This is a genomic window from Streptomyces sp. NPDC058284 (genome assembly GCF_042881135.1).
In the GTDB taxonomy this organism is placed as follows: domain Bacteria; phylum Actinomycetota; class Actinomycetes; order Streptomycetales; family Streptomycetaceae; genus Streptomyces.
On sequence record NZ_JBHVYE010000012.1, the window covers coordinates 1 to 12657 of the forward strand.

General features: G+C 69.3%; 10 protein-coding genes. 6 read left to right on the top strand and 4 right to left on the bottom strand.

The window, feature by feature from the left end; all coding sequences use genetic code 11:
* Positions 1 to 136: 136 nt before the first annotated feature.
* Positions 137 to 3025, bottom strand: a complete 2889-nt coding sequence (locus ACFVYR_RS18250; RefSeq protein ID WP_384253414.1) for a penicillin acylase family protein — start codon at positions 3023 to 3025, stop codon at positions 137 to 139.
* Between the two features lie 259 nt (positions 3026 to 3284).
* Here ACFVYR_RS18250 and ACFVYR_RS18255 point away from each other — a divergent pair, with 259 nt between their 5' ends.
* From ACFVYR_RS18255 to mscL, 6 genes are all read left to right on the top strand, one after another.
* On the top strand, positions 3285 to 4790 hold the full coding sequence (locus ACFVYR_RS18255; RefSeq protein ID WP_384253731.1) for a potassium/proton antiporter: 1506 nt from the start codon (positions 3285 to 3287) through the stop codon (positions 4788 to 4790).
* A 233-nt stretch (positions 4791 to 5023) separates the two neighbouring features.
* Positions 5024 to 6295 (top strand): MFS transporter, encoded by a 1272-nt coding sequence (locus ACFVYR_RS18260; RefSeq protein ID WP_384253416.1) that lies wholly within the window; start codon positions 5024 to 5026, stop codon positions 6293 to 6295.
* Between the two features lie 67 nt (positions 6296 to 6362).
* Positions 6363 to 6704: an FmdB family zinc ribbon protein gene (locus tag ACFVYR_RS18265; protein ID WP_384253419.1), complete on the top strand. Its 342-nt coding sequence runs from the start codon at positions 6363 to 6365 to the stop codon at positions 6702 to 6704.
* An 87-nt stretch (positions 6705 to 6791) separates the two neighbouring features.
* The gene (locus ACFVYR_RS18270) at positions 6792 to 7649 is read left to right on the top strand and encodes an S-methyl-5'-thioadenosine phosphorylase (RefSeq protein ID WP_384253421.1); all 858 of its coding nucleotides are present in this window, start codon (positions 6792 to 6794) and stop codon (positions 7647 to 7649) included.
* 108 nt (positions 7650 to 7757) lie between these two features.
* Positions 7758 to 8348 carry an RcpC/CpaB family pilus assembly protein gene (locus tag ACFVYR_RS18275; protein ID WP_384253424.1) on the top strand — a complete coding sequence of 197 codons (591 nt, stop codon included), beginning with the start codon at positions 7758 to 7760 and terminating at the stop codon, positions 8346 to 8348.
* A 135-nt stretch (positions 8349 to 8483) separates the two neighbouring features.
* A complete protein-coding gene (gene mscL, locus ACFVYR_RS18280; protein WP_384253426.1) occupies positions 8484 to 8963 on the top strand; it encodes a large conductance mechanosensitive channel protein MscL in 480 nt (159 codons plus the stop codon).
* Between the two features lie 55 nt (positions 8964 to 9018).
* Here mscL and ACFVYR_RS18285 read toward each other — a convergent pair whose 3' ends face one another.
* From ACFVYR_RS18285 to pflB, 3 genes are all read right to left on the bottom strand, one after another.
* On the bottom strand, positions 9019 to 9267 hold the full coding sequence (locus ACFVYR_RS18285; protein WP_384253428.1) for a hypothetical protein: 249 nt from the start codon (positions 9265 to 9267) through the stop codon (positions 9019 to 9021).
* A 49-nt stretch (positions 9268 to 9316) separates the two neighbouring features.
* The gene (gene pflA / locus ACFVYR_RS18290) at positions 9317 to 10087 is read right to left on the bottom strand and encodes a pyruvate formate-lyase-activating protein (protein WP_384253431.1); all 771 of its coding nucleotides are present in this window, start codon (positions 10085 to 10087) and stop codon (positions 9317 to 9319) included.
* 114 nt (positions 10088 to 10201) lie between these two features.
* A complete protein-coding gene (pflB, locus tag ACFVYR_RS18295; RefSeq protein ID WP_384253433.1) occupies positions 10202 to 12472 on the bottom strand; it encodes a formate C-acetyltransferase in 2271 nt (756 codons plus the stop codon).
* Positions 12473 to 12657 lie beyond the last annotated feature (185 nt).

The window sequence follows — 12657 nt, forward strand, 5'->3', positions numbered from 1 at the left end:
AAAACGCTCGGCTGGGAAACCCCAGCCGAGCGCCTCGCTAAGCTCCTGGCAACAGCCAGTTGATCACCGTGTTGCGACGACCCCTTGAATTCGCCCGTGCGTGGAGGGCCCTTTCAGTGCGTGCCGTGTGCGGTCGTCAGGGGCGGAGCACCAGCTTGTCGCTCGTACTGCCCTCGACCGCCTTCTCCGTGTAGGCCCACGGCAGGAGTTCGCCCTTGGCCCACTTGTCCGTCTGATCGGTGTAGTGGTCGTTGTACGCGTGCCCCGACGCGCCGGTGAGGTTGATCCACTTGGACTTGTCCATGTCCTTGAGGTTCACCACCATGCGCATCGACGGCACCCAGATCACGCCGTAGCCGCCCGCCGCGTTCCAGCCGGTCGCGTTGACCGCGGCCTCGCCGCCGCCGAGGTTCCACGGGCCGCGGTTGAGCACGAACTGCAGCCAGCCGGGTCCTTCGGTGCCCAGCGTCTGGTTCTTCAGCGTGAGCCGGTGCAGGCGGCCCCAGCTCCAGGTGTCGATGTCCTTGCCCAGCTTGGCCGTCAGGTCCCAGCGCGCGTCCTCAAGGGCCCGCTTGAACAGCTGGTCGCGGTTCTTCGTCTCCTTGTCGGTGCGGGTCGCCGGCGCCTTCCACCAGTCGTTGGTCTCGTCGTCGATGATCTTGCGGACCACTTCGTAGTAGCGGTCGCCGCCGTCCGGCTGGGCCGAGTCCGCGTCGCGCTCGCCGCACTCGCGCACCTTCTTGCCCTCGTCGGCGGGGCCGGTGTTGCCGGCCGGCTCGACGTTCAGGCACTGCCCCTTGACGCGCAGCTCCTTGGGGAGCTTGTTGCCGAAGGCCAACTTGAGGATGTTGCGCCAGACGGAGTTGAAGTACGCGGCGGCTGCCGAGTCGGCGTCCTGGGTGTAGTCCCAGCCCTCCAGGAGCTTCTGCGCCTCGCGGACGTACTTGTCCTTGATGTCGATCTTCAGCAGCTTGGGCACGAGCAGCTTGGCGATCTCGCTGCTGTTGTCCATCTGCATGAGGCGCATGTCCTCGGTGGAGATCTTGCCGCCGTTCTTGATCTTCGACTGGATGAGGTCGTCGATCCGCTGGCTGCGCGCTCCGTAGCCCCAGTCCGAGGTCAGCTTGTACGGGTACTTGTCGCTGATCACGGCCTGGTTGGCGGTGACGATGTAGCCCCGCTCCGGGTTGTACTCGTAGGGCAGCGCGCTCTGCGGGATGTAACCGGTCCAGCGGTAGTCCGGGTCCCAGCCCGGCGCCGGGAGCGAGCCGTCGCCCTTGCCGCGGGTGGGGATCCTGCCGGGCGCCTGGTAGCCGATGTTGCCCTTGGTGTCGGCGTAGATCAGGTTCTGGGAGGGCACCTCAAAAGAGGCGGCCGCCTTGCGGAACTGCTTGAAGTTCTCGGCCCGGTTGAGCTCGAAGACGGCGTCCATGGACTTGCCGGGGTCCAGGGCGGTCCAGCGCAGCGCCACTCCGTAGCCGTCGCCCCGGTCGGGGGCCGCGGTGTCGACGTGGGCCTTCTTGCCGACCTTGACCAGTTCGTCGTCGCGGTCGGAGATGAGCGGACCGTTGTCGGTCTCGCGGACCGTGATCTTCTTCGACTTGCCGCCCGCGACCTTGATGGTCTCCGCGCGCGTGGTGAAGGGCACCACCTTGTCGCCGGAGAGGTAGCCGTCGCCGGTGAACTTCTCCAGGTAGAGGTCCGTCACGTCGGCGCCGAGGTTCGTCATGCCCCAGGCGATGTCCTTGTTGTGGCCGATGACCACGCCCGGCATGCCGGAGAAGGTGTAGCCCGAGACGTCGTACCCGCACTTGTCGGAGACCGACCGGCAGTGCAGGCCCATCTGGTACCAGACGGAGGGCAGCTGCGGGGCCAGGTGCGGGTCGTTGGCGAGGAGCGGCTTGCCGGTGATGGTGTGCTTGCCGGAGACGACCCAGGAGTTCGAGCCGATGCCGTTGCCGTTCGGGCCGAGGATGGACGGGACCTCGTCCAGGGCGTCAGAGAGGCCCGAGAGCTGCGAGGTCATGCCTTCGGTGCTCTGGGTGCCGCCTGCGATGCCGGATCCCGTGGTTCCGCCGGTGCCTCCGGTTCCGGACTGGGTGCCGGTGCCTGTGCCGGTACCCGTGCCGGTGCCAGTACCCGTTCCCGTACCGGTGCCAGTACCCGTGCCAGTACCTGTTCCCGTACCGGTGCCAGTTCCGGCACCCGTGCCAGTTCCGGCACCCGTACCGCCGGCCGTGCCCTCGGGGTCGTACTTCTCGGTGGCGCTGTCGTAGGCGCCTTCCCGGACGATCGGCTTGTTCCGCTTGTACGGGTACTCGGGGTACAGGTCCTTGATCTGCGACGGGCCGAGGCGGCTCGTCATCAGGGAGCGGTCGATCTCGTCCTGCATGTTGCCGCGCAGGTCCCAGGCCATGGCCTTGAGCCAGGCCACGGAGTCGACGGGCGTCCACTGCTGCGGCTTGTAGTCGTTCTTGAAGCCGAGCGCGGCGTACTCGACGGAGATGTCCTCGCCGTCCTTGCCGTCGAGGTAGGCGTTGACTCCCTTGGCGTACGCCTGGAGGTACTTCTTCGTCCGCGGCGAGAGCTTGGTGTCGTACTCCTTCTCCGCCACCCGGTGCCAGCCGAGCGTGCGGAGGAATTCATCGGTCTTGACCTGGCTCTTGCCGAACATCTCGGAGAGCCGCCCGGAGGTCATATGACGGCGTACGTCCATCTCCCAGAAGCGGTCCTGCGCCTGGACGTAACCCTGCGCCATGAAGAGGTCGGCGTCGGAGTCGGCGTAGATCTGCGGGATTCCGTTTCCGTCGCGCTTCACGTCGACGTTGGCGGCCAGACCGTCGAGCTTGATCGATCCCTTGGTCTGCGGGAAGGAGGCGCGCACGGTGCTGACGCTCCAGTACGCGCCGAAGCCGATGCCTCCGACGATGGCCAGGACCAGGACGATCACGACGAGTCGGGCTCGGCGCCCCTTCTTCTTCTTGCCGGACTTATGACCGGAAGAGGCGGTGGTGTTGGAGGGCATCGCTGTCCTTGCTGTCCTTACGCGAGCGGCAGGGCGGGCTGTGCTGTCGACTTGGGGCGGCTCTGGGAGCGCTGGAGCAACCATAGGCGCAGGGCGTCGCGGCTCCGGACGCGGAGTCAGGAACCCGGCCCCCATGAGATCGAATAGTCATTCGATGACATCAAGAAAGCGTTAACAATTAGGTAAGGTAACGAAGTACTCCTACGTAGTGCCCGGCTCCGCTACGTAGTGCTCGGCTCCACGGAGGAAGGAACGGCCCCTGACTGTCCACCACCTCAACCAGCTCCTGCTCGTCTGCTCGCTCGTTCTGCTCGTCGCGGTGGCGGCGGTCCGCATCTCGTCGCGCAGCGGGCTCCCCAGCCTGCTGCTGTACCTCGGCATCGGCATCGCCATGGGCCAGGACGGCATCGGCGACGTCCACTTCGACAACGCCGAACTGACCCAGGTCATCGGCTACGCCGCCCTGGTCGTGATCCTCGCCGAGGGCGGCCTCGGGACGAAGTGGAAAGAGATCAAACCCGCCTTGCCCGCGGCGGCCGTGCTCTCGACCGTCGGCGTCGCCGTCAGCGTCGGCGTCACGGCCGCCGGCGCCCACTACCTCGTCGGACTCGAATGGCGCCAAGCGCTGATCATCGGCGCGGTGGTCTCGTCCACGGACGCGGCCGCGGTCTTCTCGGTCCTGCGGAAGGTGCCGCTCCCCTCGCGCGTGACGGGCATGCTGGAGGCGGAGTCCGGGTTCAACGACGCCCCCGTCGTGATCCTCGTCGTGGCGTTCTCCACGGCGGGCCCGGTGGACGACTGGTACGTACTGATCGGCGAGATCGCCCTGGAGCTGGCGATCGGCGCCACGATCGGCCTCGCGGTCGGCTGGCTCGGCGCCTACGGCATGCGGCACGTGGCGCTGCCCGCCTCCGGCCTCTACCCCATCGCCGTCATGGCGATCGCGGTCACCGCCTACGCGGCGGGCGCCATGGCGCACGGCAGTGGCTTCCTCGCCGTCTACCTCGCCGCGATGGCCCTCGGCAACGCCAGGCTGCCCCACTGGCCCGCCACCCGCGGCTTCGCCGAAGGGCTCGGCTGGATCGCCCAGATCGGCATGTTCGTCCTGCTCGGCCTCCTGGTCACCCCGCACGACCTGCTCGACGACACCTGGCCCGCGATCCTCATCGGCCTGGTCCTGACCGTGGTGGCACGCCCACTGGAGGTCATGATCAGCCTCCTGCCGTTCCGCCTGCCCTGGCAGGAGAAGGCGCTGCTGTCCTGGGCCGGGCTGCGCGGCGCCGTGCCCATCATCCTGGCGACCATCCCGATGGTGAGCGACGTCGAGGACAGCCAGCGGATCTTCAACATCGTCTTCGTGCTCGTCGTCGTCTACACCCTCATCCAGGGCCCCACGCTGCCCTGGCTGGCCAGGAAGCTGCGGCTCGGCGACTCCTCCGAGGCAGCCGACCTGGGCGTCGAGTCCGCGCCCCTGGAGCGGCTGCAAGGGCATCTGCTTTCGGTGGCCATCCCCCAGGGCTCCCGCATGCACGGCGTCGAGGTCGGTGAGCTGCGGCTGCCCCCGGGGTCGGCCGTCACGCTGGTGGTGCGCGACGGAGAATCGTTCGTGCCGCTGCCGACGACGGTGCTGCGGCGCGGCGACGAACTCCTCGTGGTGGCGACCGACCCGGTGCGGGACGCCGCGGAGAAGCGGCTGCGCGCGGTCGGCCGCGGCGGCAAGCTGGCCAGTTGGCTGGGAACCGACGGAGAAAAACACCAATCGTAGGTGGCGGGGGTCTCATCGGCCGCAATCACAGGGCCAAATGGGACCTCCCCCTGTACGATGAAGGCATCTGATCGACCAACTCTGCCTGAAGCAGAGCTGGCGCGACCGTATGGCGGCCGTGACGCCCCCGCAGTGGGCCCCGGCATCTACCGCAGTTCCGCGCAAGAGGACAGCTCTCGGCGCCGCCGCCCTAAAAGGGGGGCGCGCTACCAGGCGGCAGAAAGGCACGGGCCGTGGCATCCACGGTCACCGAATCCCGCCCCGGCTACGGACAGCTCCTTCGCACCCCGCGCGCCTGGACGTTCCTGCTGCCCGGCTTCGCGGCGCGCCAGCCGTTCGCGATGCTGACCATCTCCATCGTGCTGCTCGTGCAGCACACCACCGGCTCGTACGGTGCCGCGGGCGCCGTCTCGGCCGCCACGGGTGTCTCCATGGCGCTCTTCGCTCCCTTCAGCGGCAAGCTCGCCGACCGTTTCGGCCAGCGCGCCGTGCTGGTGCCGGGCATCCTGGTGCACTCCGCGTCCGTCGTCGCGCTGACGGTGCTCGCGCTCTCCTACGCCCCCTTGTGGGCACTTTTCGTCGCCGCCGTCCCCGCGGGTGCCTCGACCCCGCAGATCGGCCCCATGGTGCGGGCCCGCTGGGGCGTCAAGCTCCAGGACTCCCCGCTGGCCACCACCGCGGCCGCCTTCGAGTCGGTCACCGACGAGCTGACCTTCGTCCTCGGCCCGCTCGTCGCGACCGCGCTGTGCACCACCATCGACCCCTCCGCCGGCCTCCTGACGGAAGCCGGACTCACGCTGGTCGGCGGCCTCCTCTTCGCCGCGCAGAAGAGCACTCAGCCCAAGCCCTCCTCCCACCACGAAGGGCACGCGCGCGTGGAGCACGTCTCCGCGCTGCGCATCCCCGGGGTGCGGGTCCTGATCGCGACGTTCCTCGGCATCGGCGCCGTCTTCGGCGGCATGCAGGTCTCGCTGGCCGCCTTCACCGAGTCGATCGGCGAGCCCGGCCTCATCGGCGTCCTGTACGGCACGTTCGCGGCGGGCAACATGCTCTCCGGTGTCGTCTGCGGCGCCATCGCCTGGAAGGTCTCCCCGCAGCGGCGCCTCCTCGTCGGGTACACGGCGCTGACCCTGATGGCCTCGGGCCTGTGGGCCGCGCACTCCGTGCTGCTGCTCGCCGGGCTCGGCCTGCTGGTCGGCGTCTGCATCGCGCCCGCGCTGATCACCGGCTACACCCTGGTCGACAAGCTGGTCGCGCCTACCGGCCGCACGGAGGCCTTCACCTGGCTGACCGGCGCGGTCGCGCTCGGCCAGGCGGCCGCCGTCACGGTCGCCGGGCAGCTGGAGGACCGCCTCTGGGACGGGGCCGGCTTCCTGGTCCCGCTGGGCGGCACGGCACTGGCCCTCATGGTCCTCGTGACGCTCCGGTCGCGGCTCGTTCCCAAGCCCTCCAGCCGCACGGTCGCGCGTGGCGTCGGTCACCGCGTGCCGGTGTCGGTGGACTGATCTCGCGGAATACGTCACTATGGACCGTCGTTAGCACTCATCGAGTGAGAGTGCCAGGAGGAAGCAAGTGCCGACGTACCAGTACCAGTGCACCGAGTGCGGCGAGGGCCTCGAGGCGGTGCAGAAGTTCACCGATGACGCCCTGACCGAGTGCCCCAACTGCAACGGACGCCTCAAGAAGGTGTTCTCGGCGGTTGGCATCGTCTTCAAGGGCTCCGGCTTCTACCGCAACGACAGCCGCGGCTCGTCGTCGAGCAGCACGCCGGCCAACGCGTCGTCGAAGTCCTCGACAGCGGGCTCGTCCTCGTCGGGCTCCTCGGACTCGAAGGCGGCCTCGTCCTCCTCGTCCTCGGACTCGAAGTCGTCCGGCTCCGCCTCGACGTCCACGTCGTCGAGCTCGGCCGCCTAAAGCTTTCCCGCACGTCCTCCGTGCGACCCCGCCGTCCTGGTGACGGCGGGGTCGTCGGCGTTCCCCGACCGGGCTACTGTGCGGGCCATGGTGAACACGGCGAACGCCGCGCGGGCCGAGATCGGCGTGATCGGCGGCTCCGGCTTCTACTCCTTCCTCGACGACGTGACCGAGATCCAGGTCGACACCCCCTACGGGGTGCCGAGCGACTCCCTCTTCGTCGGTGAGGTCGCGGGTCGAAGGGTCGCCTTCCTCCCCCGGCACGGCCGCGGCCACCACCTGCCGCCGCACCGCATCAACTACCGCGCCAACCTCTGGGCCCTGCGCTCGGTCGGCGTGCGCCAGGTGCTCGGCCCCTGCGCGGTCGGCGGACTGCGGCTCGAGTACGGGCCCGGGACCCTCCTCGTGCCCGACCAGCTCGTGGACCGCACGCAAAGCCGTGCCCAGACCTACTTCGACGGGGTGCCGCTGCCCGACGGCAGCGTGCCGAACGTCGTGCACGTGTCGCTCGCCGACCCCTACTGTCCCGCGGGCCGCGCCGCCGCGCTGAAGGCCGCCCGCGGCCGCGACTGGGCGGAGCCGGTGGACGGCGGGACGCTCGTCGTGATCGAGGGCCCGCGCTTCTCGACGCGGGCCGAGTCCCGCTGGTACGCAGCGCAGGGCTGGTCGGTGGTGGGCATGACCGGGCATCCGGAGGCGGCGCTCGCCCGGGAACTGGAGCTCTGCTACACGTCATTGGCGCTGGTCACGGACCTGGACGCGGGAGCGTCCACCGGCGAGGGCGTCTCGCACGACGAGGTCCTGCGGGTGTTCGCCGCCAATGTGGGCCGGCTGCGGGACGTGCTGTTCGACGCGGTGGCGGCGCTGCCGACGAGCGGGGAGCGCGAGGGCTGCCTGTGTGCGGGGGCGCTGGGCGGGATGGACCCGGGGATCCGGCTGCCGTAAGCGCGCCAGAGCGGCCGGATAGGCGGAACCTCCCCTTCGGGTGAGGGAGTTGTCCACAACCGGCGAGTAGTCCACGGGCCTCAGCGGGATTCGGCGCGGACTTGCATCGTGAGAACGCAAGCCGAATTCCTCGCACCGCAGGCGGTGGTCGTCATGACGCACATCTCGCACCTCCCTTCCCGGGCCCGGCCGGCAGACGGCTGCCCGGTCCCCCACTTCCCGCCCGTGCGAGTACGCGGCGGGCATCCGCGGCTGCGCCTGCTGCTGCGGCACAGACGGCGGGCGATGGCCGTGGGACTCGCGATGACCGCGGCGGCCCTCGCGGTCACGGCGCCGCGGGCTCCCGCGCCTGCCCCGCAGGAGGCGGCGGCCACGGCGGACCCGGTACGGGAGCGGCGGGCCTTCGGGACCTCGGCCGAGCAGACGACGGTGACGGCGCCGGTGCGGATCGCGGACGCGGACGCGGTGCGCCTGCTGCGCCCCGGCGACCGGGTCGACGTGATCGCCGCCGGTGGCTCGCCCGGCGAGAGCACCGAGCCGCGGGTGGTGGCGTCGGGGGCGCGGGTGTCCGACGTGCCCGAGCCGGGGGACGGTCCCGCGGAGAGCGGCGCCCTGGTGGTCCTATCCGTACCGAGGGAGACGGCGGCACGGCTCGCCGGGGCCGCGGCGAACGCGCGTCTGGCGGTGACCCTGCGATGAGCCGGACCATTCACGATCGCACTGACAGCCTGTCAAGTAGCTCGTTGGTGTGCGCGCATTGGACAGGTGCGCCATGGTCTGACGTAGGTTGCGAAGTCGTTTGTTCCGCAACCCGCACATGCAACGAAAGGCCTCGTGGTGAGCGAGAAGAAGGAACCGGGCGTCTGGGAGGGCTTCAAGGCCTTCCTGATGCGCGGCAACGTCGTCGACCTGGCGGTCGCGGTGGTCATCGGCGCCGCATTCACGAACATCGTGAACTCCGTGGTCAAGGGCGTCATCAACCCGCTCGTCGGCGCCTTCGGGACGAAGGATCTCGACCACTACAGCTCGTGCCTCAAGTCTCCCTGCCACGTGAACAAGGCGGGCGAGGTCACCGACGGCATCCCGATCATGTGGGGATCCGTGCTCAGCTCGGTCCTCCAGTTCGTGATCACCGCGGCCGTCGTGTACTTCCTGATGGTGCTGCCCATGGCCAAGTACCTGGCGCGGATGGCGGCCCGGCGGGCCGAGAAGGAGGGCACGAAGGAGGTCATGGAGATCACCGAGCTGGAGGTGCTCAAGGAGATCCGCGACACCTTGGTGGCGCAGCGCGGGCCGGGGCCCCGCAAGGAGTAGCCCGACGCGTAGCCCGAGCGGCAGCGGGGGCCGTGACGCGGGCCGCAGCGCGGGCTCAGATGTGGTGGGGCGGCTTCTCGTCGAGGAAGCGTGCGAGGTCGGCGGCGCTGTCGCTGCCCGCCTCGGCCCGCTCGCCCCACCCCCGGTCCGTATCGTCCGAAGACTGCTGCGACAGCGGATCGTCGAAGACCAGGGCGTTCCCCGGCCGCTTCTTCGGGTCCTTCCGGGCCTTCGGAGCCGTCGGGCCCTCCGGAGCCTTCGGCTCGTCCGGATCTCGCGGTTCGGGGGCGGGGGCGGTGCTCATGCCTCCAGGGTACGCCGGGCCCCCCGACGGCTTCCGCGAGCAGTTCCCCTCAGACTGTCTTGAGGCCCTGAGCTGCGAAGATCTCCTTCGCCGCGGTCACCTGCGCCGGGGTGGGCGAGGGGGCGTCGCGCAGGGCGAAATCCTTGCCGAGCGCGTCCCACTTCGCCTCACCCAGCTTGTGGAAGGGCAGTACGTCGACGCGGGACACGTTGCCGAGCGAGGCGGCGAAGCGGGCGACGCCCTCGATGTTCGCCGGATCGTCGGTCAGTCCGGGGACGAGGACGAAGCGGATCCAGGTCTCCTGACCGAGTCCGGCCAGACGGTGGGCGAAGTCGAGGGTGGGCCGCAGCGGACGGCCGGTGATCCGCTGGTAGGCGCCGGGGTCCCAGGACTTGATGTCGAGCAGGACCAGGTCGGCATCGCGCAGCAGGGCGTCGGTGGCGCGTGCGCCGAGGAAGCCGGACGTGTCGAGCGCGGTGTGCAGGCCCAGTTCGTGCTTGAAGCGGTGCAGGAGTTCGCCGGTGAAGACGGGCTGCAGGAGGGGCTCTCCGCCGCTGACGGTGGCCCCGCCCCCGGCGGCCGAGATGAACCGGGTGAACTTGGCGGCCTCAGCGATCACGTCGTCGGCCGTGGTCCGCTTGCCCGCGCGCATCCGCCACGTGTCGGGGTTGTGGCAGTACAGGCAGGTCAGCGGGCATCCGGCGAGGAACGTGACGAAGCGCGACCCCGGCCCGTCCACACCGGTGGACAGGTCCCAGGAGTGGACCGAGCCGGTGACGGGGCGGTGCGTGGCGACCGCCGCGGGGGTGAGGACAGCCATGACGGAACTCCCGGGCTACTGGCAGTGCGTGGTGTGCGCGGCGCCCGGGGCCGGGGTGAGGGACCGGCCCCAGGGCCGCGGTTCAGGGGCGGCTCCCCGGAGGGAACCGGTGGCTCAGAGCGAGCCGTGGAAGGTGCGGTTGATGACGTCCAGCTGCTGGTCGCGGGTGAGCCGGATGAAGTTGACCGCGTATCCGGACACCCGGATCGTGAGCTGCGGATAGTTCTCCGGGTGCTCCATGGCGTCCTCCAGCGTCGCCTTGTCGAGCACGTTGACGTTCATGTGGAAGCCGTCGCTCGCCATGAAGCCGTCCAGGACGCCGGCGAGGTTCGCGATCCGCTCCTCGGGGGTGCGGCCGAGGGCGTCGGGGGTGATGGTGTTGGTCAGCGAGATGCCGTCCTCGGCGTCGTCGTAGTCGAGCTTGGCGACCGACATCGCGGAGGCGATGTAGCCGTGCTCGTCGCGGCCGTTCATCGGGTTGGCCCCGGGGGCGAAGGGCTCGCCCGCGCGGCGGCCGTCGGGGGTGTTGCCGGTCTTCTTGCCGTAGACGACGTTCGAGGTGATGGTCAGCACCGACTGGGTGTGCACCGCGCCGCGGTAGGTGGGGTGCTCGCGGACCTTCGCCATGAAGTCGTGCACGATGCGCCGGGCGATGTCGTCCGCGCGGTCGTCGTTGTTGCCGTAGGCGGGGTAGTCGCCCTCGATCTCGTAGTCGACGGCGAGGCCGCTGTCGTCGCGGATCACCTTGACCCTCGCGTGCTTGATCGCCGAGAGCGAGTCGGCGGCGACCGAGAGGCCCGCGATGCCGCACGCCATGGTGCGCAGGACCTCCTGGTCGTGCAGCGCCATCTCGATGCGTTCGTAGGCGTACTTGTCGTGCATGTAGTGGATGACGTTGAGCGCGTGGACGTACGTCTTGGCCAGCCAGTCGAGCATCGCGTCGTACCGGCGCACGACGGTCGCGTAGTCCAGGTACTCGCCCTCGACGGGGGTGAAGCCCTCGACGACGGTCTTGCCCGTCCTCTCGTCGCGTCCTCCGTTGATCGCGTAGAGGAGCGCCTTGGCGACGTTCACGCGGGCGCCGAAGAACTGCATCTGCTTGCCGACGGCCATGGCCGAGACGCAGCAGGCGATCGCGGTGTCGTCGCCGTACTTGGGGCGCATCAGCTCGTCGGACTCGAACTGGATGGCCGAGGTGTCGATGGCGACCCTGGCGGCGAACTCCTTGAAACCCTGGGGCAGTCGCCGCGACCAGAAGACCGTGAGGTTCGGCTCGGGGGCCGGGCCGAGGTTGTAGAGGGTCTGCAGGGCACGGAAGGTGGTGCGCGAGACCAGCGGGCGGCCGTCCTCGCCGATGCCGGCCATCGACCAGGTGACCCAGGTCGGGTCGCCGGAGTAGAGCTCGTTGTACTCGGGGGTGCGCAGGAAGCGGACGATGCGGAGCTTGATGACGAAGTCGTCGATGAACTCCTGGGCGTCGGTCTCGGTGATGCGGCCCGCGTCGATGTCGCGCTGCAGGTAGATGTCGAGGAAATTGTCGATGCGGCCGATCGACATGGCCGCGCCGTTCTGCTCCTTCACGGCGGCGAGGTAGGCGAAGTAGAGCCACTGGATGGCCTCGCGGCCGGTGGTGGCGGGCCGGGAGATGTCGTAGCCGTACGACATCGCCATGGCCTTCAGTTCCTTGAGTGCCTTGATCTGCTCGGAGATCTCCTCGCGGCCGCGGATGACGTCCTCGGTGGCCCACCGTTCGCCGAGGGAGGCCTTGTCGGCCTCCTTCGCCGCGATCAGGCGGTCCACACCGTAGAGGGCGACGCGGCGGTAGTCGCCGATGATGCGGCCGCGGCCGTAGGCGTCGGGGAGGCCGGTGATGATGCCCGAGGAGCGGCAGGCGCGGATCTCGGGCGTGTAGGCGTCAAAGACGCCTTCGTTGTGGGTCTTGCGCAAGTGCGTGTAGACGTCCCTGACCTCGGGGTCGGCCTCGTAGCCGTAGGCGTTGAGGGCGCCTTCGACCATCCGCCAGCCGCCGTTGGGCATGATGGCGCGCTTGAGCGGGGCGTCGGTCTGCAGGCCGACGATCAGGTCCTTGTGGTCGGCGGCGGTGCCGTCGACGTAGCCGGGCTTGAAGGCGTCGATGCGCGAAGGGGTCTTCACGTCCACGTCGTGGATGCCGCGCTCGATCTCCTCGGGGAACATCGAGAGGAGCTTCTGCCAGACCTGGGTGGTGCGTTCGGTGGCGCCGGCCAGGAAGGAGCCGTCTCCTTCGTACGGGGTGTAGTTCCGCTGCACGAAGTCACGGACGTCGATGGCGTCCCGCCACAGGCCGCCCTTGAAGCCGTCCCAGGCCTCGCCGTTCACTGTCGTTTCCGCGGGAATGGCCGTCATGAGCCGCACCTTCCGTGTCGCTTCTTCGCTCTGCCTCCATTGCACTCCTCTTTGATCGATCAGAGAGGCGGCAATGGTCCTGGTTCAGAGGCCGGAGGTCCCGTCGCACCGCGAGGAAATAGGCGGGAAGCCACTCTGACCTGCGCGTTCCTTCGGGACTTTGGACCCATGTCCGCTTGTGAATG